Below are 17,909 nucleotides of genomic sequence, written 5' to 3'. Positions count from 1 at the left end.
TGTTGAATATAAAACGAATTACAATATGAACTTAAGTAATTTAAAACCTGCAGAAGGCTCTACTAAAACAAGAAAAAGAATCGGACGTGGTCCGGGTTCTGGCTTAGGAGGTACTTCTACAAGAGGTCATAAAGGTGCTAAATCAAGATCTGGATACTCTAAAAAAATCGGTTTTGAAGGTGGTCAGATGCCTCTTCAACGTCGAGTACCTAAATTTGGTTTTAAGAACATTAATAGAGTGGAATATAAAGCTATTAACTTAGAAACAATCCAGAAATTGGCTGAAGCTAAGAAGTTGGAAAAAATAGGAGTTAATGACTTTATTGAAGCTGGATTCATTTCTTCAAGCCAGTTGGTAAAAGTATTGGGTAACGGAACTTTGACTGCTAAGCTGAGTGTAGAAGCTCATGCATTCTCTAAGAGTGCTGTTGCTGCTATTGAGGCTGCTGGTGGAAATGTAGTAAAACTCTGATTCAATGAGAAAAGCTATTGAAACATTAAAGAATATATGGAAAATTGAGGATCTGAGACAACGGATCCTCATTACCATATTGTTTGTGGCGATTTACCGTTTCGGTTCGTACGTTGTGCTGCCTGGAATCAACCCGGGTATGCTGACACAATTGCACCAACAAACAAGCGAGGGCCTTTTAGCCTTATTAAACATGTTCTCAGGAGGAGCATTTTCTAATGCGTCTATTTTCGCATTAGGAATTATGCCTTATATCTCTGCATCAATCGTTATTCAGTTGTTGGGAATCGCTGTGCCGTATTTCCAGAAACTTCAGCGAGAAGGAGAAAGTGGCAGAAGAAAGATGAATCAATATACTCGTTATTTGACGATTGCCATTTTATTGGTTCAGGCCCCTTCTTATTTGCTCAATCTTAAAATGCAGGCTGGACCTTCCTTAAATGCTTCATTAGATTGGACTCTTTTCATGGTTACTTCTACCATTATTTTGGCAGCTGGAAGTATGTTTATCCTGTGGCTTGGTGAAAGAATCACGGATAAAGGTATTGGTAATGGTATTTCATTTATCATCTTGATTGGTATTATTGCTCGTCTTCCGCAGTCATTGTTCCAGGAGTTGATTTCCCGTATGACGGATAAGACTGGTGGTTTAATCATGTTCTTATTTGAAATAGTATTCCTGCTGATAGTAATTGCAGGAGCAATTCTTTTGGTACAAGGCACAAGAAAAATTCCTGTACAGTATGCAAAAAGAATTGTCGGTAATAAACAGTACGGTGGTGCAAGACAGTACATTCCTTTAAAAGTGAATGCTGCTGGTGTGATGCCTATCATTTTTGCTCAGGCAATCATGTTTATTCCGATCACTTTCATTGGCTTTTCTAACACGAACAATGTAAGTGGTTTCGTACATGCATTTACTGACCATACGAGTTTCTGGTATAATTTTGTTTTTGCAGTAATGATTATCTTATTTACGTATTTCTATACTGCGATAACCATTAACCCGACTCAAATGGCCGAGGATATGAAGAGAAATAATGGTTTCATTCCGGGAATTAAGCCAGGTAAGAAAACTGCTGAGTATATCGATGACATCATGTCACGTATTACTTTGCCGGGTTCTTTCTTTTTGGCTTTCATTGCTATTATGCCCGCATTTGCCGGTATCTTTGGTGTGAAGGCTGAGTTTGCTCAATTCTTCGGTGGTACGTCTCTGTTAATTCTTGTAGGTGTTGTTTTAGATACGCTGCAACAGGTTGAAAGTCATTTGTTGATGAGACATTATGATGGCTTGTTGAAGTCAGGTCGTATCAAAGGACGCACTGGTAGTAGTGTAGCTGCATATTAATTCTTTGAGTAGAAATGATATTTCTTAAAACAGAAGATGAAATAGAGCTGCTCCGTCAGAGTAACTTGCTTGTTGGGAGAACGTTGGCTGAAGTTGCCAAATTAGTGAAACCGGGAGTTACCACAAAAGAATTGGATAAGGTAGCGGAAGAGTTTATCAGAGATCATGGTGCTGTCCCTACTTTTAAAGGCTTTCCTAATCAATATGGAGATCCGTTTCCAGCTTCATTATGCACATCGGTTAATGAAGAGGTTGTGCATGGAATTCCGGGAGATATCGTGTTGAAAGACGGTGATATTGTTTCGGTGGATTGTGGGACATACATGAATGGTTTCTGTGGTGATTCGGCTTATACCTTTTGTGTTGGTGAGGTGGACGAAGAAGTCCGTCAATTGTTGAAGGTGACTAAAGAGGCGTTGTATATTGGTATTCAGAATGCTGTACAAGGGAAGAGAATCGGTGATATCGGATATGCTATCCAGCACTATTGTGAATCCCATTCTTATGGTGTAGTGCGTGAGTTTGTCGGTCACGGGATTGGTAAAGACATGCACGAAGATCCTCAAGTTCCGAATTATGGTAAAAGAGGATACGGAACACTTTTGAAAAAAGGTCTTTGTATTGCAATTGAGCCGATGATTACGCAAGGTGACCGACAAGTGATTATGGAACGTGACGGATGGACAGTGAGAACAAGAGATCGGAAATGTGCCGCACACTTTGAGCATACCATTGCGGTAGGTGCAGGCGAGGCTGATATTCTGTCATCATTTAAATTCATAGAAGAAGTTTTAGGAGATAAAGCGATATAATATATGGCAAAGCAATCTGCAATAGAACAAGATGGAGTTATAGTTGAAGCATTGTCTAATGCAATGTTTCGTGTTGAATTAGAAAACGGACATGAGATTACTGCTCATATTTCTGGTAAGATGAGAATGCATTACATTAAGATCTTGCCGGGTGATAAAGTAAGAGTCGAAATGTCTCCTTACGACTTATCGAAAGGAAGAATTGTATTTAGATATAAATAAAATAAGATATGAAAGTAAGAGCATCATTAAAGAAACGTACGCCAGAATGTAAGATCGTTAGACGTAATGGCCGTTTGTATGTTATTAACAAGAAAAATCCTAAGTATAAACAACGTCAAGGATAATTTATTATTTTTGCAAAAAAAATAATTTAGTATATGGCTATAAGAATAGTTGGTGTAGATTTACCTCAAAATAAGAGAGGTGAGATTGCGTTGACCTATGTATATGGAATAGGTCGTAGTAGTTCAGCAAAAATTTTAGATAAAGCTGGTGTAGACAAAGATCTGAAGGTGAAAGACTGGACAGATGATCAGGCTGCAAAGATTCGTGAGATCATCGGTGCAGAGTATAAAGTTGAAGGCGATCTTCGTTCTGAAGTACAATTGAACATTAAGCGATTAATGGATATTGGTTGCTACCGTGGTGTACGTCACCGTATTGGTCTGCCTGTAAGAGGTCAGAGCACTAAAAACAATGCACGTACTCGTAAGGGTAGAAAGAAAACCGTTGCAAATAAGAAAAAAGCTACTAAATAATAATTGTTGATATGGCAAAAAAAACAGTCGCAGCTAAGAAGAGAAATGTTAAGGTAGATGCTAATGGACAATTGCATGTTCATTCATCTTTCAACAATATTATTGTTTCTCTTGCAAATAGTGAAGGGCAGATTATCTCTTGGTCGTCTGCAGGAAAGATGGGATTTAGAGGTTCTAAAAAGAATACTCCTTATGCAGCTCAGATGGCTGCCCAGGATTGTGCTAAAATTGCATTTGATCTTGGCCTGAGAAAGGTAAAAGCATATGTTAAAGGTCCGGGTAACGGACGCGAGTCTGCTATCAGAACGATTCATGGTGCAGGTATTGAGGTTACAGAAATTATTGACGTAACTCCGCTTCCGCATAACGGCTGTCGTCCTCCGAAAAGACGTAGAGTTTAAGATTTACCTTTAATAAAAATGATACTTGATTTTGTTTTTGGATTGCATTAATTTCTTCTCTGTAATCGCGGCTGCAACAAATTGAGTTCATGAATAAACAATTAAATATTTAAAAAGAAATGGCTAGATATACTGGACCAAAATCAAGAATAGCCCGTAAATTCGGTGAAGGTATCTTTGGAGCTGATAAAGTTTTGTCGAAGAAAAACTATCCTCCCGGACAGCACGGAAATTCAAGAAAAAGAAAAACTTCTGAATATGGTATTCAGCTTCGTGAGAAACAGAAAGCTAAATATACTTATGGAGTATTAGAAAAACAATTCCGCAATTTGTTCGAAAAGGCAGCTACAGCTAAAGGTATTACCGGTGAGGTACTTCTCCAGATGCTTGAAGGTCGTCTTGACAACCTTGTGTTCCGTTTGGGTATTGCTCCTACACGTGCAGCTGCTCGTCAGTTGGTAAGCCACAGACACATTACGGTTGACGGACAGGTAGTGAACATTCCTTCATACGCAGTTAAACCGGGTCAGTTGATTGGCGTTCGTGAAAGATCTAAATCTTTGGAAGTAATTGCTAATTCTCTCGCTGGTTTCAATCACAGCAAATATGCTTGGTTGGAATGGGATGAAGCTTCAAAGGTAGGCAAATTGTTGCACATTCCTGAAAGAGCAGACATTCCTGAAAACATTAAAGAGCATTTGATTGTTGAATTGTATTCTAAATAATAATTAATTTCATGGCGATATTAGCATTTCAAAAACCTGATAAAGTATTAATGTTGGAAGCGGATGCCAAATTCGGTAAATTCGAATTTCGTCCCTTGGAACCCGGTTTTGGTATTACCGTTGGTAATGCTTTGCGCCGTATCCTCCTTTCTTCATTAGAAGGTTTTGCTATCACCACTATCCGCATAGAAGGTGTTGAGCACGAATTTTCTAGTGTTCCTGGAGTAAAAGAGGATGTTACCAACATTATCTTGAATCTGAAACAAGTGAGATTCAAGCAAGTAGTTGAAGAATTCGAGAGCGAAAAAGTGAGCATCACTATCGAGAATTCTAGTGAATTTAAAGCAGGTGACATAGGTAAGTATTTGACTGGATTTGAAGTGTTAAATCCGGAATTAGTTATTTGTCATTTAGATTCTAAAGCAACTATGCAGATTGACATTACGATTAACAAAGGTCGTGGTTACGTCCCCGCTGATGAAAACCGCGAATATTGTACCGATGTTAATGTAATTCCAATCGATTCAATCTATACGCCGATACGTAACGTTAAGTACGCTGTAGAAAACTTCCGCGTTGAGCAGAAGACTGACTACGAGAAGTTGGTACTTGAAATTACTACCGACGGTTCCATTCACCCGAAAGAAGCTCTGAAAGAAGCTGCTAAAATTCTGATTTATCACTTCATGTTATTCTCTGACGAAAAGATTACTCTTGAAAGTAATGACGTTGATGGTAACGAAGAGTTTGATGAAGAAGTATTGCATATGCGTCAGTTGTTGAAGACTAAGCTTGTCGATATGGATCTGTCAGTACGTGCCCTCAATTGTTTGAAGGCAGCTGATGTTGAAACATTGGGCGACTTGGTACAGTTCAACAAAACTGACTTGCTGAAATTCAGAAATTTCGGAAAGAAATCGCTTACCGAGCTTGATGATTTGCTGGAAAGTCTGAATCTGTCGTTTGGAACCGATATTTCTAAATATAAATTAGATAAAGAATAAAAAATGAGACATAATAAAAAATTCAATCATTTAGGTCGTACTGCTTCTCACAGAAGTGCTATGTTATCTAACATGGCTTGTTCTTTGATCAAGCACAAAAGAATCACTACGACTGTAGCAAAGGCAAAAGCTTTGAAGAAATTCGTTGAGCCTTTGATCACAAAGTCTAAAGAAGACACAACAAACTCTCGTCGTGTTGTATTTAGCAACTTGCAGGATAAATTTGCTGTAACAGAATTGTTCAAAGAAATCTCTGTGAAGATTGCTGACCGTCCGGGCGGTTACACTCGCATCATCAAGACAGGAAACCGTTTGGGTGACAATGCTGAAATGTGCTTCATCGAACTCGTTGACTACAACGAAAACATGGCTAAAGAGAAAGTTGCTAAGAAAGCTACTCGTACTCGTCGTTCAAAGAAAGCTACTGAAGCTGCTCCTGCTGCTGAAGCTCCCGCTACTGAAGAACCGAAAGCTGAATCAGCAGAATAATTCAACAATTATTCTTATAGATATAAAAAAGGCTACTCGAAAGAGTGGCCTTTTTTGTTGATTTTACTAAAGATACTTTAAAATGATTTGAAGATGAACAGTTTGACTGAATAATCTGTTATATTTGCAGGTAGATATGGCAAAGTTCATTAAAATTATATTGTTCATGTTGTTCGCTGTAGCGCTTCATTGTGTAGCCAACAACTATTTCGCAGGAGAACAGGCGGAACAAGATACCTATATGGCTATGTCAGTGCTTAAAGGAGATACGCACGAAACTGTTAGCAGTCCCCAGGCTCCTTACTTTCCTGATGCCGAATTGGCCGGAGCAGGTATTCAGGTTCATCAAATTGCGATGTCACGTATACAGCGCATTCAAGCAGCCGAATATGTTTTCTCTTTAAAAGGTCTTGCCCAAAGGTTGGCAGACCGGGATGCTGCCTTGTCTCAGCATTGGGGAAAACTCTATGATACCACTACTTCTTATTGTTGTCATCCAGTAAGCGAATACTATGTTTTCGCTCTAAGGCGCATTATCGTATAGGAGTTTAATTTATTAGTTCTATTATTATTTTGATTTACTGTACCTGCTAAAAATAGGTATGGTACTATTTTCAGCTATTATCCACTAATAATTTAAACTTAGATATTATGACAACCCAAGCTATTGATGCAACTATTTTTGCATCTTCACACCCAGATATTGCAAAACGTACAAGTATTTCAGGACTTATCTTCTCTTGCGTCATGTTATTGGCGGGAGTGATCGCGTTTGTGTCTACCTTTGAAATGGAAGACCGTTCGTCTACTGTCAGTATGGGGCTTATGGTGCTCGGCACTGCCTTATTCCTGGTTGGAGTCTTCCGGCTGTTCTGGAAATCCAAAGAGATTGTTTATTTACCGACAGGTAGTGTCGCCAAAGAGCAGAGCATCTTTTTTGATCTGAAGCATCTGGATGAATTGACAGATATGGTGAAGTCGGGTGATTTCTCTTTGCAGTCCACAGCTAAAGGAGGTACCAGTGGAAATTTGCGTTTAGACGTAATGCTTTCTGAAGATAAGAAGTTTGCTGCCGTACAACTGTTCCAGTTTGTGCCCTATACTTATAACCCGATAACTTCCGTGCGTTATTTCACTAATGGTGAAGCAGCTTCCATCGCAGCTTTTTTGACTAAGATCAAAGGGCATTGATCCTTTAATTCAAGTTTCAATATATCATGGGGATCAGTCGTTGATGACGGCTATCCCCATTTTCTTCATCAGGAAACAAGCATTCATATTCTGTGCTACGCCGTCTCTGAGTTTGTATGAGAAAGTAAGTTCGTTGTTAGTGATGTCCGCTTCAAAACAATAGTTGTGGATGTCTTCAGGAAATAAATCGATAAGTGAACCGAGCAAGAGGTCGTGAGTGGCTATGATTCCATTTGCTTGCAGAGTCATAAACTGTTTGATCAATGCGAAAGACCCTTTTTGTTTGTCCATGGAATTCGTTCCCTTCAGAATCTCGTCGAGTATAATGAAAAGTTCTTCTCCCGAGTTTAGTTTATCGATAATAAGTTTCAGTCGTTTCAACTCTGCAAAGAAGTATGATTCATTTTCTGTCAAAGAGTCGGTTGTGCGTAGACTTGTGATAAGCTGTGCCGGATATAGCTTCATCTTTTCCGCCCAGACAGGGGCCCCTATACACGCCAGCAGATAGCTTACCCCTATGGTTCTCAGATAGGTGCTTTTTCCTGCCATATTTGCTCCTGTGATAATAACAAAGAAAGGTCGTTTTGCAATCTGAATATCATTGCGTACACATTTATCTCGATCCATCAACGGATGTCCCAGTGCTTCGGCCTCCATACAGAATGGTTTGGACGCGATTTCTGGAAATACATATCCGGGGTGATTGTAGGCGAAAGTGGCCAATGAGCAATAGGCGTCCATTTCTCCGATTGCTTCAAGCCAATGCGGGAGGTTGGCTGCGAAACTTTCTTTCCAGGTTTCTATCTTCATTACCTGACGCAATTCCCAGAAGAAGAGTCCGTTCAGGACAAATTGCATTAGCATATTATTCCGTTGGTCCAGGGCGTTCATCAAGGCAGTGAGGCGTTTCACTGCTTGCGAAGCTGTTTGCTTTTCACCTCCCACCAGTCCTTTCACCCGCTTCAGTGCGCTGCTTTCCATCTCTTTTTCCTCGATTATATGAATCAGGTGTGCATAAGTTGTCAGTATCTGCATCTTTTTGCCGTATACGGACTGCATCTGGCTGACACCTTTTGAGAAAGAGGAGCTGAGGAGACCTATACCTGCGAAGACAATTCCCCATGTGGTGAACGAGATGACACCGGCTATAGCCAGTCCGAGGCAGACGGCATTGGCCAACGGAACAAGGATGGCTAAGGTCCGGAAATACCATTTTTTTCGGTAATATTCCGGGCTTGTTGCCCAGTTCCTGATCTCTTCTTCATCGGCCGTTTTGCCTTTATGCAGCAACCCGAGTATACGGAAGTGCTGACGCATTTCCAATTCCGGAGCCAGTTCCTTTACAGCCTCCTGCCGTTTCTCTATTTCTGCTTTATTTTTCAAGTGTGTGTTCATCCATTCGGCCAGTCTCTTTTTGCCCGGTTGCGTAGCGGTACGGTTTATATACTGAAAGAGTGAATGCTCACCAAAAACATCCAGGTCATAGGTATAAAGATGTGCCGGATCGATAAACTCCTTTCCGTTGTCGAAAGCAGACGTATCGTATGCAATGGCCTGCAGTTCTTGGCGGTTGATTTCTATCTTCTTTTCAAGATAATCTTTCTGGCGGAACAAACGGTTATGCAGTTTCACCAGCAGCAGGAAAGGGATAAAGGTGATTGCCGCGATGCCGCTGATCACCAGTCTGCCTTCACTCCAGAAGTAGATAATACCCGCAACTCCGGCTGCAAAAAGTATCAACCGTAGTGTACCGATACGATAGATGTGTCGTTTAACTTTTGCCAGTTGTGATTCCGATTCAAGGATGATTCGTTGATAAGTGTCTATGATGAGATTCAATTGTTCCATGTTCTCCTGTTGTTTGAATGCAAAAATAATATATTTAGTGTGAGTACGCCATTCTCTTGCCCGGAGCTTGTTTTTGTCAAGAGCAGATTTACTGATTATTAACGTAAGAGTCGGTTTCCGGTCTAATCTTCAGTGTTTTTCCTGTTCCTTCCGGAGAAGTTCACTTATCTACCCACGTTCTCTCCGGATGCTACCGGCATTGCGGTCCGTTGCTACCGGGAAGAGAGGGCGGAGAGCCTTGCTTTGAATGGAACAGAGCCGGTGTTTCACTTCTGAAGAGCCTTGCTTCAAGATAGATAGAGCCTCCGTCCATGTTTCATATAAGTTTTTCAAGTCGGGTTTTACAAGGCGAATCATAAAAAAAGGGAAGCAACGGCCTCCCTTTTTCATCCCTAATATAAATTGAACGTACTTTATGATTCTGTCAGTAAAGATACGACATTACTAAGCAAAAGTCAAGTGTTTCTCTCCTTTTTCTTAAACTTTTCTTCTGAAAACTTGCTCCGGTTCGTTAAAAGGTGTACCTTTCCGCCGTGAAAATCTTTAATAGGGTGCGTTTATGAAGAAATTGTGTTTCCTGCTGTTGATGAGTTGGCTGGTGATGGAAGTTACTGCGCAGAATGTCGTATATTCCAATCTGAAAGGGCTGCTCGCTTGTGAAGGAGATACGGTTACTTCGCTGAAAGTGGAAAAACGTACAAAGAATCATATTCTGATGACCGGTGGCGCTGACTATAAGATCAGTGTCGGGTCAGACGACTCCATGTGCAAATATCTGAAGTCCCGTTGTTATGCCGTACAGGCAGATACCTCCCTTTACATCAATTGTAAACGGTTGCGTTATAAAAAGTTTCGTTTCGGAGGTTGGTATGCTCCCGCCCTGCGTATAGGAGATCATATCTATTTTAGTGCCATTCCCCTTGGTTCTGTGGCCGCAGGTAGCGATGCTACAATGGATGTAATGCTCGGCGGTAAGTTTGGTGATGCCATTGCCGCTTCCGCTTTAATATCCAAACGGGTATATTATGAGATAGATCCTGAAACCAATAAAGTGGGATTTGTCGGGAAAGAGAGGATGGAGGAGTTGCTCGAAGGCCATCCGGACTGGAAGACTGCCTATCTGAATGAAAATAGCGAATCGGCCAAAGTCACCGATAAATATCTACGTCTGTTGAAGGCAGAAGAGAAATAGCGGCCGTTAGCTATCCGGTTTCTTTTATTCTTCTAACCTTTTGTTAATAAACCTACCGAAATCTTTGTAGATTCTTTCCTTTTTTCTATATTGCGAAGAGTTATCAAATTGTAACGCTGACAGTTTGCAATCCTTAATTCCATTTATTATGAAAATGACTCTCAGCAATCAGTTGCCCGAATATCCGGCATTCGTAGAAGGTATTCGCCGGGCACCCGACCGTGGATATACCCTTTCTCCGGCGCAGACCGCTACGGCCTTGAAGAATGCATTACGTTATATCCCTGTAGACTTGCACGAAAAACTGGCTCCTGAGTTTCTGGAGGAGTTACGAACACGCGGACGTATTTATGGATACCGTTTTCGTCCGGCCGGTGATCTCAAGGCTAAACCCATTGACGAATACCGGGGGAACTGTATTGAGGGCAAAGCTTTTCAGGTGATGATTGACAATAATCTCTGTTTTGATATTGCTCTTTATCCCTACGAACTTGTTACTTATGGTGAGACCGGGCAGGTGTGTCAGAACTGGATGCAATATCGGTTGATAAAGCAATACCTTGAAGTGATGACCCGTGAACAGACCCTTGTCATTGAGTCCGGACATCCGTTAGGGCTTTTCCATTCCCGTCCGGATGCACCCCGCGTTATCATTACCAACTCGATGATGGTAGGCATGTTCGACAATCAGCATGATTGGCACGAAGCAGCCCAGATGGGAGTTGCCAATTATGGGCAGATGACGGCCGGTGGATGGATGTATATCGGTCCGCAGGGCATCGTGCATGGTACATTCAATACATTGCTGAATGCCGGTCGGCTCAAGTTGGGTATTCCTCAAGATAAGGATCTGAGCGGACATTTGTTTGTCTCTTCCGGTTTGGGAGGTATGAGCGGTGCACAACCCAAGGCAGCCGAAATAGCCGGTGCTGTTTCAATTATAGCCGAAGTGGATCGTTCCCGCATCGAGACCCGCTACAATCAAGGATGGGTGGGGCATTTCACTACTGATCTTCATGCAGCTTTCCGGATGGCATTGAGTGCTGCCGAACGGCACGAACCTTGTTCTGTGGCCTATCATGGTAATGTAGTTGACCTGCTTGAATATGCCGCCCAGGAAGATATTCCGATCGATCTTTTGTCCGATCAGACTTCTTGTCATGCCGTCTACGAAGGAGGGTATTGCCCCGCCGGAGTCACATTTGAAGATCGTACCCGGTTGTTGCACGAATCTCCTGAAACGTTCCGCCGATTGGTCAACGAATCCCTGCACCGTCATTTTGCGGTGATAAAGAAACTTGTTTCCCGTGGTACTTACTTTTTCGATTACGGTAACTCTTTTATGAAAGCCATCTATGATGCCGGGGTCAAAGAGATTTCACGGAATGGAGTGGATGAAAAAGACGGCTTCATCTGGCCGAGTTATGTGGAAGACATTATGGGGCCGGAACTTTTTGACTATGGATATGGTCCGTTTCGTTGGGTATGCCTGAGTGGTAAGCCCGAAGATCTTGCCAAGACTGACCGTGCTGCAATGGAGTGCATTGATGTGAAGCGCCGCGGACAAGATCTCGATAATTATAACTGGATAAAGGATGCCGGTAAGAATCAACTGGTGGTGGGCACACAAGCCCGTATTCTGTATCAGGATGCTGCCGGACGTTTAAAGATCGCCCTCCGGTTTAACGAAATGGTGCGTAACGGTGAAGTCGGTCCCATCATGCTGGGACGCGACCATCATGACGTGAGCGGGACAGATTCACCCTTCCGTGAAACTTCCAATATAAAAGACGGCAGCAACGTGATGGCCGATATGGCTGTGCAATGCTTTGCCGGAAATTGTGCCCGGGGCATGAGTCTGGTGGCACTGCATAATGGTGGAGGTGTGGGTATCGGCAAAGCTGTCAACGGTGGTTTCGGCATGGTATGTGACGGAAGTTCGAGGGTAGACGAGATTCTCCGTTCTTCTATGCTTTGGGATGTGATGGGAGGAGTAGCCCGCCGTTCGTGGGCACGCAATGAACATGCGATGGAAACCAGTGAGGCCTTCAACCTGTCGCATGGAGATACTTATCACATTACGATGCCCTATCTGGTGGATGAAGAGCTGATAAAGAGAATACTGGAATAGAAACGAATCAGGTTCACCACAGAGGACACAGTGGACGCAGAGAATATCTTTCTCTTAAACATCCATATAAACAAGGGATTAAAACTCTGTGCCCTCTGTGTCTTCTGTGGTGAATAATACTCAAAACCATTACAATTATGAATTGGAATAAAATCGTGGAATGCGTTCCCAACTTCAGTGAAGGGCGTGATCTTAAAAAAATAGATCGTATTGTTGCTCCGTTTCGTGCCCGTGCAGGAGTAAAGTTGCTCGACTATAGCAATGATGAAGATCATAACCGGCTGGTGGTGACTCTTGTCGGTGAACCGGAAGCCTTGCGGGATGCCGTTATCGAAGCTATCGGTGTTGCGGTGGAACTGATAGATCTCAATCATCACCAGGGACAGCACCCCCGTATGGGAGCAGTCGATGTAGTGCCTTTCATCCCTATTAAAAACGTGACGATGGATGAAGCCGTCTCTCTTTCCCGCGAGGTGGGGGAGAAAGTAGCCGGACTCTATCATCTTCCCGTTTTTCTATATGAAAAGTCGGCGACCGCTCCCCATCGTGAAAATCTCGCTGCCGTGCGTAAAGGTGAGTTCGAAGGAATGGCCGAGAAAATCAAACTTCCCGAGTGGCAGCCGGATTTTGGTCCGGCAGACCGGCATCCTACGGCCGGTACAGTTGCTATTGGTGCCCGTATGCCTCTGGTAGCCTATAATATCAACCTAAGTACCGATAATCTTGGGATAGCGACCAAGATTGCCAGGAACATCCGTCACATCAACGGTGGTCTGCGTTATGTCAAGGCGATGGGAGTGGAACTGAAAGAGCGGAACATTACCCAAGTGTCCATCAATATGACCGATTACACCCGTACGGCCCTCTATCGTGCCTTTGAGCTGGTGCGTATCGAGGCTCGCCGTTATGGGGTGACTATTATTGGAAGCGAGATTGTGGGGCTTGTCCCGATGGAAGCACTGATCGATACCGCCTCTTATTATCTCGGTTTGGAGAATTTTTCTATGCAGCAGGTGCTCGAATCACGTATAATGGAATAAAGGACCATGAGCGAAAACTTAATCATATTTAATGCCAAAGTAGTAACTCCTCTCGGCTTTTCAGCCCGGAAAGGAAAGGAGATGGCGGAACTCCAAATCTTGGAGAATGCGACAGTCGAAGTTGTGGATGGCACCATCACTTACGTCGGTCCCAACCGGGGAGAAATACGTGACGGGTATTATCATCACTTCTGGCACTACAATGCCCGCGGAAAATGTCTGCTGCCCGGTTTTGTCGATTCACATACCCATTTTGTCTTTGGGGGTGAGCGTGCCGAAGAGTTTTCTTGGCGTCTTAAAGGAGAGAGCTATATGTCTATCATGCAGCGGGGCGGTGGCATTGCCAGTACAGTGGAAGCTACCCGGAAACTCTCTTTCATCTACCTGCGTTCCAGGGCAGAGGGACTTTTGAGGAAGATGACCTCCATGGGGATCACCACCGTTGAAGGTAAAAGCGGGTACGGACTGAACCGTGAAACGGAATTGCTGCAACTCAAAGTGATGCGTAGCCTGAATAATGATGAATGTACGCGCGTGGATATTGTGCCTACCTTCCTGGGAGCACATGCGCTGCCTTCCGAATACAAAGATCGTCCCGATGACTATATCGACTTCCTGATCCGTGAACTGCTTCCCGTCATTCAGCGGGATTCATTGGCCGAGTTTTGCGATGTGTTTTGTGAAGAGGGTGTCTTTTCCGTTGAACAGTCACGTCGTTTGCTGACAGCCGCCAGAGATTACGGGCTTTTACCGAAACTTCATGCCGACGAGATCGTTTCTTTGGGAGGGGCCGAACTGGCTGCTGAGTTAGGTGCCGTCTCTGCCGACCATCTGTTGCATGCTTCCGATGCAGGTATCGAAGCTATGGCCCGTAAGGGAGTGGTTGCCACGCTCCTTCCGCTCACTGCCTTCGCATTGAAGGAACCCTATGCCCGCGGACGGGATATGATCGATGCCGGATGTGCCGTGGCATTGGCTACAGATCTGAATCCGGGAAGTTGTTTCTCCGGCTCCATACCTCTGACGTTTGCCTTGGCTTGCATCCATATGCGGTTCACTGTAGAAGAGGCCATTACGGCTCTTACTCTGAATGGTGCGGCTGCCCTTAACCGTGCCGATTCCATTGGCAGCATCGAAGTGGGTAAAAAGGGCGATTTCGTAGTGCTCGATTCCGACGATTATAATATTCTACCTTATTATGTAGGGATGAATTGCGTAAATACGACTATCAAAAGCGGAGTGCTTTATCCGTCTGTCTGAAATATAAACCCGATAATATCAGAAGAACTATGTTAGCAGAATTAACCGTAAAAGAGTTTTTAGATAAAGTAGCCGGTAGCGATCCTGTACCCGGAGGTGGTAGTATAGCGGCTCTCAATGGTGCTGTGGCTTCGGCGCTGACTGCTATGGTAGCCGGACTGACCGTTGGAAAGAAAGGGTATGAGGAACATGAGGAGCTGATGAAGCATATATCCCGCCTGAGCATTGGACAGCAGGAGCTTTTTGTCGAATACATCGATCGTGATTCCGAGGCGTATGATCGTGTTTTCGGTTGTTTTAAATTGCCTAAGACCACGGATGAAGAGAAAGCTGCCCGGAGCGCTGCTATTCAGGAAGCCACACGTTTTGCGGCACTCATCCCGATGCAGGTGGCACGCAATGCCTGCGAGTTGATGGAGATTATAGCCGATGTAGCCCGTCTGGGTAACCGGAATGCCATTACCGATGCCTGCGTAGCCATGATGGCTGCCCGTTCGGCGGTACTGGGGGCTTTGCTGAATGTCCGCATCAATCTGGCTTCGCTCAAAGACACAGCCTTTGTCGACGAATTGAAGCGGGAAGCCTGTCGTCTGGAGCAATTGGCCTGTACGCGGGAGAAAGAATTACTTGAAGTTGTCAACCAAGAACTGAATCAATGAATAATGTCTATTACGTAGGCTCCGGTGAACTGACTTTCGGAATCATCGAACGCATTATTAACGAAAATCTGAAACTGGAACTGGCTCCGGAAGCCCAAAAGCGCATTCGGAAATGCCGTGACTATCTCGACCGGAAAATAGCTGCTTCCACTGAACCGTTGTATGGTATCACTACCGGATTCGGTTCGTTGTGCAGTAAAAGCATATCACCCGATGAACTCAGCACCTTGCAGGAGAACCTTGTGAAAAGCCATGCTTGCAGTGTAGGCGAGGAGATTCGTCCGGTTATAGTCAAGTTGATGCTGTTGCTCAAGGCACATGCCCTGTCTTTGGGGCATAGCGGAGTGCAAGTCATCACTGTGCAGCGCATTCTCGATTTCTTCAATAATGACGTGATGCCCATTGTCTATGACCGTGGCTCCTTAGGGGCTTCGGGCGATTTGGCACCGCTGGCCAATCTTTTCTTGCCTTTGATCGGGGTGGGCGATGTATATTATAAAGGTAAGAAGCGTGAAGCCATCAGTGTGCTCGACGAGTTTGGCTGGGAGCCTGTAAGGCTGATGAGCAAAGAGGGGCTTGCCTTGCTGAATGGTACTCAGTTTATGAGTGCCAACGGAGTTTTTGCCTTGCTCAAAGCACAGCGGCTTTCAAAGAAAGCAGATATGATTGCCGCCCTTTCGCTTGAAGCTTTCGATGGGCGTATTGATCCCTTTATGGAATGTATTCAGCAGATCCGGCCCCATCCGGGACAGATTGAGACAGGAAAAATATTCCGCCGTTTGTTGCAGGGAAGCGAGTTGATAGCCCGTCCCAAAAAGCATGTGCAGGATCCGTACTCTTTTCGTTGTATCCCCCAGGTACACGGGGCAACGAAAGATGCCATCCGGTATGTCTCCTCTGTGTTGCTGACCGAAATTAATTCGGTGACGGACAACCCCACTATTTTTCCGGACGAAGATCAGATTATATCCGGTGGAAATTTCCACGGACAGCCATTGGCCATCTCTTTCGATTTCCTTGCCATTGCGATGGCCGAATTGGGCAATATCTCTGAGCGGCGTGTGGCACAATTAATCATGGGGCTGCGTGGGCTGCCGGAATTTTTGGTTGCCAATCCCGGACTTAATTCCGGCTTTATGATTCCCCAATATGCCGCCGCATCCATGGTCAGCCAGAACAAGATGTACTGCTATGCGGCTTCGAGCGATTCTATCGTTTCTTCCAACGGTCAGGAAGATCATGTCAGTATGGGAGCCAATGCCGCCACTAAACTTTTTCGGGTGATGGATAATCTGGAACACATTCTCGCCATCGAGTTGATGAATGCCGCACAAGGAATAGAGTTTCGACGTCCGGCAAAAACCTCACCTATACTTGAGCGATATCTGGCTGCATATCGTAAAGAAGTCCCGTTTGTGAAAGACGATATCGTGATGTACAAAGAAATTCATAAAACGGTCGCTTTCCTCAACCGGACAAGGTCTGAGTATTAAGTCCGTTTTCTACAAGCTGTCTATATTCCGCAGGCGATATAGATAGAGCACCCCTCTGAATGTCTGCCCTTCTCCCTCCATGGAAGAGGGGCGGGAGAGGGGTTTTCTTCTTCCCTATTCATCGGAATATATCCGTCGTTTATCGATTTTTCTCTTTCGGTGGGCGGGAATACCTTTCTGAAAGTATCTCTTAGCCTTATCTTTGCATCATTGTTTTCTGTTAACACTTGTTTCGATTTTCGTTTGGAAAGTTATAATATTTATCAAATATGTATGCATAATTAGGAAACTGATTTATCCCGTCGAGTTTTCTGCTTATCTTTGTTCAGTTTTTCGTTTCTATTAGGCGAAAACGCTGATAATCGATAGTCTAACAACAAAAGAACGGGTTAATGATTGAGAATGTGAAAGAGAACTCACAAAGAGGGGAACTAAGAGACAGAATTATTGAGACAGCTTCGGAAGCTTTTACTGCACATGGTATCAAAAGTATTACGATGGACGACATTGCTGCGTCCTTAAGTATATCGAAACGTACACTTTATGAGGTCTTTCAAGATAAAGAGAGCTTGCTGACCGAGTGTATTTTAAAGCGTCAGGAGGAGATGAATACCTTCTTGGCGGAAACTTTGGCTAACTCAAAAAATGTTCTTGAAGTTATACTTGTATGCTATCAGCGGAGCATTGAGACATTCCATCGAACGAACAAACGTTTTTTTGAGGACATAAAGAAATATCCGAAAGTTCACAGCTTGCTGAAGAATTACCGGGAAAGGGACTCGGACAGTACGATCGAGTTTTTCAAGATGGGCATTAAACAGGGGATATTCAGAGATGATGTAAACTTTGCCATTGTCAACCTGTTGGTTCACGAGCAGCTCGACCTGTTGATGAATACGGATATTTGCAATAAATATTCTTTCCTCGAGGTTTACGAGGCGATTATGTTTACCTATATCCGTGGCATTTCCACAGAGAAAGGAGCACGGGTATTGGAAGATTTCATAACGGAATATAGAAAACAAAGAATACACTAAGATAGGGAAGCACAAAGAAGTTCCCAGGATAAACAACTAAAAT

Annotated in this window: 21 protein-coding genes; 19 read left to right on the top strand and 2 right to left on the bottom strand. The window is 43.7% G+C overall.

Going from position 1 to position 17,909, the window contains the following annotated elements:
- Positions 1-25: 25 nt before the first annotated feature.
- From rplO to DBK98_RS02090, 12 genes are all read left to right on the top strand, one after another.
- Entirely contained in the window at positions 26-472 is a 447-nt protein-coding gene (gene rplO, locus DBK98_RS02145; protein ID WP_005782221.1) for a 50S ribosomal protein L15, read from the top strand.
- Positions 473-476: 4 nt separating this feature from the next.
- Positions 477-1,823, top strand: coding sequence for a preprotein translocase subunit SecY (gene secY, locus DBK98_RS02140; RefSeq protein WP_005782223.1), 1,347 nt, complete (start codon positions 477-479; stop codon positions 1,821-1,823).
- Between the two features lie 14 nt (positions 1,824-1,837).
- The gene (gene map / locus DBK98_RS02135) at positions 1,838-2,635 is read left to right on the top strand and encodes a type I methionyl aminopeptidase (protein ID WP_005782225.1); all 798 of its coding nucleotides are present in this window, start codon (positions 1,838-1,840) and stop codon (positions 2,633-2,635) included.
- Positions 2,636-2,638: 3 nt separating this feature from the next.
- Entirely contained in the window at positions 2,639-2,857 is a 219-nt protein-coding gene (gene infA / locus DBK98_RS02130; RefSeq protein ID WP_002558052.1) for a translation initiation factor IF-1, read from the top strand.
- An 8-nt stretch (positions 2,858-2,865) separates the two neighbouring features.
- On the top strand, positions 2,866-2,982 hold the full coding sequence (gene ykgO, locus DBK98_RS02125; protein WP_002558051.1) for a type B 50S ribosomal protein L36: 117 nt from the start codon (positions 2,866-2,868) through the stop codon (positions 2,980-2,982).
- Positions 2,983-3,015: 33 nt separating this feature from the next.
- Positions 3,016-3,396 (top strand): 30S ribosomal protein S13, encoded by a 381-nt coding sequence (gene rpsM / locus DBK98_RS02120; protein ID WP_002558050.1) that lies wholly within the window; start codon positions 3,016-3,018, stop codon positions 3,394-3,396.
- An 11-nt stretch (positions 3,397-3,407) separates the two neighbouring features.
- Positions 3,408-3,797: a 30S ribosomal protein S11 gene (gene rpsK, locus DBK98_RS02115; RefSeq protein ID WP_004296327.1), complete on the top strand. Its 390-nt coding sequence runs from the start codon at positions 3,408-3,410 to the stop codon at positions 3,795-3,797.
- Positions 3,798-3,916: 119 nt separating this feature from the next.
- Positions 3,917-4,522: a 30S ribosomal protein S4 gene (gene rpsD / locus DBK98_RS02110; protein WP_005782227.1), complete on the top strand. Its 606-nt coding sequence runs from the start codon at positions 3,917-3,919 to the stop codon at positions 4,520-4,522.
- A gap of 11 nt (positions 4,523-4,533) precedes the next feature.
- On the top strand, positions 4,534-5,526 hold the full coding sequence (locus tag DBK98_RS02105; protein WP_005782229.1) for a DNA-directed RNA polymerase subunit alpha: 993 nt from the start codon (positions 4,534-4,536) through the stop codon (positions 5,524-5,526).
- 3 nt (positions 5,527-5,529) lie between these two features.
- Complete coding sequence (rplQ, locus tag DBK98_RS02100) at positions 5,530-6,015, top strand: 50S ribosomal protein L17 (protein ID WP_005811343.1); 486 nt, start codon at positions 5,530-5,532, stop codon at positions 6,013-6,015.
- Between the two features lie 136 nt (positions 6,016-6,151).
- Positions 6,152-6,559, top strand: coding sequence for a hypothetical protein (locus DBK98_RS02095; protein WP_032531568.1), 408 nt, complete (start codon positions 6,152-6,154; stop codon positions 6,557-6,559).
- 107 nt (positions 6,560-6,666) lie between these two features.
- Positions 6,667-7,206: a hypothetical protein gene (locus DBK98_RS02090; protein WP_005782234.1), complete on the top strand. Its 540-nt coding sequence runs from the start codon at positions 6,667-6,669 to the stop codon at positions 7,204-7,206.
- 33 nt (positions 7,207-7,239) lie between these two features.
- On the opposite strand, the gene DBK98_RS02085 is transcribed toward DBK98_RS02090, so the two are convergent.
- Together DBK98_RS02085 and DBK98_RS02080 are read right to left on the bottom strand one after the other, a co-directional pair.
- Positions 7,240-9,054 (bottom strand): MutS family DNA mismatch repair protein, encoded by a 1,815-nt coding sequence (locus DBK98_RS02085; RefSeq protein WP_032536181.1) that lies wholly within the window; start codon positions 9,052-9,054, stop codon positions 7,240-7,242.
- A gap of 168 nt (positions 9,055-9,222) precedes the next feature.
- Positions 9,223-9,387, bottom strand: a complete 165-nt coding sequence (locus DBK98_RS02080; RefSeq protein WP_157173565.1) for a hypothetical protein — start codon at positions 9,385-9,387, stop codon at positions 9,223-9,225.
- 226 nt (positions 9,388-9,613) lie between these two features.
- Between DBK98_RS02080 and DBK98_RS02075 the strand changes: the two genes are divergently transcribed.
- From DBK98_RS02075 to DBK98_RS02045, 7 genes are all read left to right on the top strand, one after another.
- Positions 9,614-10,246 (top strand): DUF6563 family protein, encoded by a 633-nt coding sequence (locus tag DBK98_RS02075; RefSeq protein ID WP_005782237.1) that lies wholly within the window; start codon positions 9,614-9,616, stop codon positions 10,244-10,246.
- A gap of 148 nt (positions 10,247-10,394) precedes the next feature.
- Positions 10,395-12,377, top strand: a complete 1,983-nt coding sequence (locus DBK98_RS02070) for a urocanate hydratase (RefSeq protein WP_032536183.1) — start codon at positions 10,395-10,397, stop codon at positions 12,375-12,377.
- Positions 12,378-12,514: 137 nt separating this feature from the next.
- Positions 12,515-13,417 carry a glutamate formimidoyltransferase gene (ftcD, locus tag DBK98_RS02065; protein WP_032536184.1) on the top strand — a complete coding sequence of 301 codons (903 nt, stop codon included), beginning with the start codon at positions 12,515-12,517 and terminating at the stop codon, positions 13,415-13,417.
- 6 nt (positions 13,418-13,423) lie between these two features.
- Entirely contained in the window at positions 13,424-14,677 is a 1,254-nt protein-coding gene (gene hutI, locus DBK98_RS02060) for an imidazolonepropionase (RefSeq protein ID WP_032536185.1), read from the top strand.
- 29 nt (positions 14,678-14,706) lie between these two features.
- Complete coding sequence (locus DBK98_RS02055; RefSeq protein ID WP_005782244.1) at positions 14,707-15,336, top strand: cyclodeaminase/cyclohydrolase family protein; 630 nt, start codon at positions 14,707-14,709, stop codon at positions 15,334-15,336.
- A complete protein-coding gene (gene hutH / locus DBK98_RS02050) occupies positions 15,333-16,829 on the top strand; it encodes a histidine ammonia-lyase (RefSeq protein ID WP_032536186.1) in 1,497 nt (498 codons plus the stop codon). The genes DBK98_RS02055 and hutH overlap by 4 nt, the downstream gene beginning before the upstream one ends.
- A 392-nt stretch (positions 16,830-17,221) precedes the next feature.
- Entirely contained in the window at positions 17,222-17,866 is a 645-nt protein-coding gene (locus DBK98_RS02045) for a TetR/AcrR family transcriptional regulator (RefSeq protein WP_005782249.1), read from the top strand.
- The last annotated feature ends 43 nt before the right edge of the window (positions 17,867-17,909 follow it).

Source organism: Bacteroides sp. PHL 2737 (assembly GCF_004115325.2).
In the GTDB taxonomy this organism is placed as follows: Bacteria; Bacteroidota; Bacteroidia; order Bacteroidales; family Bacteroidaceae; genus Bacteroides; species Bacteroides hominis.
Note: the sequence above shows the minus strand (reverse complement) of the source record. Positions and strands in the feature narration are given on the sequence as shown.

What these genes read in the sequence shown, in the direction of transcription:
- hutH (WP_032536186.1), top strand. Translation starts at nt 15,333, where the DNA reads ATGAATAATGTCTATTACGTAGGCTCCGGTGAACTGACTTTCGGAATC.
- secY (WP_005782223.1), top strand. Translation starts at nt 477, where the DNA reads ATGAGAAAAGCTATTGAAACATTAAAGAATATATGGAAAATTGAGGAT.
- rplO (WP_005782221.1), top strand. Translation starts at nt 26, where the DNA reads ATGAACTTAAGTAATTTAAAACCTGCAGAAGGCTCTACTAAAACAAGA.
- rplQ (WP_005811343.1), top strand. Translation starts at nt 5,530, where the DNA reads ATGAGACATAATAAAAAATTCAATCATTTAGGTCGTACTGCTTCTCAC.
- DBK98_RS02075 (WP_005782237.1), top strand. Translation starts at nt 9,614, where the DNA reads ATGAAGAAATTGTGTTTCCTGCTGTTGATGAGTTGGCTGGTGATGGAA.
- ykgO (WP_002558051.1), top strand. Translation starts at nt 2,866, where the DNA reads ATGAAAGTAAGAGCATCATTAAAGAAACGTACGCCAGAATGTAAGATC.
- DBK98_RS02085 (WP_032536181.1), bottom strand. Translation starts at nt 9,054, where the DNA reads ATGGAACAATTGAATCTCATCATAGACACTTATCAACGAATCATCCTT.
- DBK98_RS02070 (WP_032536183.1), top strand. Translation starts at nt 10,395, where the DNA reads ATGAAAATGACTCTCAGCAATCAGTTGCCCGAATATCCGGCATTCGTA.
- DBK98_RS02095 (WP_032531568.1), top strand. Translation starts at nt 6,152, where the DNA reads ATGGCAAAGTTCATTAAAATTATATTGTTCATGTTGTTCGCTGTAGCG.
- DBK98_RS02055 (WP_005782244.1), top strand. Translation starts at nt 14,707, where the DNA reads ATGTTAGCAGAATTAACCGTAAAAGAGTTTTTAGATAAAGTAGCCGGT.
- rpsM (WP_002558050.1), top strand. Translation starts at nt 3,016, where the DNA reads ATGGCTATAAGAATAGTTGGTGTAGATTTACCTCAAAATAAGAGAGGT.
- DBK98_RS02105 (WP_005782229.1), top strand. Translation starts at nt 4,534, where the DNA reads ATGGCGATATTAGCATTTCAAAAACCTGATAAAGTATTAATGTTGGAA.
- ftcD (WP_032536184.1), top strand. Translation starts at nt 12,515, where the DNA reads ATGAATTGGAATAAAATCGTGGAATGCGTTCCCAACTTCAGTGAAGGG.
- DBK98_RS02045 (WP_005782249.1), top strand. Translation starts at nt 17,222, where the DNA reads ATGATTGAGAATGTGAAAGAGAACTCACAAAGAGGGGAACTAAGAGAC.
- map (WP_005782225.1), top strand. Translation starts at nt 1,838, where the DNA reads ATGATATTTCTTAAAACAGAAGATGAAATAGAGCTGCTCCGTCAGAGT.
- rpsD (WP_005782227.1), top strand. Translation starts at nt 3,917, where the DNA reads ATGGCTAGATATACTGGACCAAAATCAAGAATAGCCCGTAAATTCGGT.
- hutI (WP_032536185.1), top strand. Translation starts at nt 13,424, where the DNA reads ATGAGCGAAAACTTAATCATATTTAATGCCAAAGTAGTAACTCCTCTC.
- infA (WP_002558052.1), top strand. Translation starts at nt 2,639, where the DNA reads ATGGCAAAGCAATCTGCAATAGAACAAGATGGAGTTATAGTTGAAGCA.
- rpsK (WP_004296327.1), top strand. Translation starts at nt 3,408, where the DNA reads ATGGCAAAAAAAACAGTCGCAGCTAAGAAGAGAAATGTTAAGGTAGAT.
- DBK98_RS02090 (WP_005782234.1), top strand. Translation starts at nt 6,667, where the DNA reads ATGACAACCCAAGCTATTGATGCAACTATTTTTGCATCTTCACACCCA.